This window comes from Massilia mucilaginosa, assembly GCF_011682145.1.
In the GTDB taxonomy this organism is placed as follows: Bacteria; Pseudomonadota; Gammaproteobacteria; order Burkholderiales; family Burkholderiaceae_D; genus Telluria_A; species Telluria_A mucilaginosa.
In genome coordinates this window covers 1-285 of the sequence record NZ_WHJH01000357.1, presented here as the reverse complement: position 1 = coordinate 285, position 285 = coordinate 1, and the positions used below count along the sequence as shown (strand labels likewise).

At 70.2% G+C, this 285-nt stretch carries 1 protein-coding gene; it reads right to left on the bottom strand.

All coding sequences use genetic code 11. From position 1 onward, the window contains the following. The coding region (locus tag F2P45_RS35160; protein ID WP_223164950.1) for a two-component regulator propeller domain-containing protein at positions 1-215 on the bottom strand (215 nt) is incomplete at its 3' end. Positions 216-285 lie beyond the last annotated feature (70 nt).

Sequence of the window (285 nt, the reverse complement as noted above, 5' to 3'; positions counted from 1 at the left end):
GATTCATTGGTGCCGAGCCACAGGTAGCCGTCGCGCGTCTGGGCCATGGCGCCGACCTGGCTCGGGCCGCCGTCGGCGGCGACCCAGCGCCGGTGCTCCAGCTGCTCGAACGAGCGCACCTGCGCCAGTGCCTGCGCCACGGCGCTGAACGCGAGCACCAGCACAAGGGCGGCCTTACGCCGCCACGGTGTGCTGGACATGCTGTGCGGTGTCATACGATGTGGGTCCTGTTCGCCGGGCGGGCAGCGGCCGGCAAAGTCGCTGTTCATGGCGCGCGATGATACC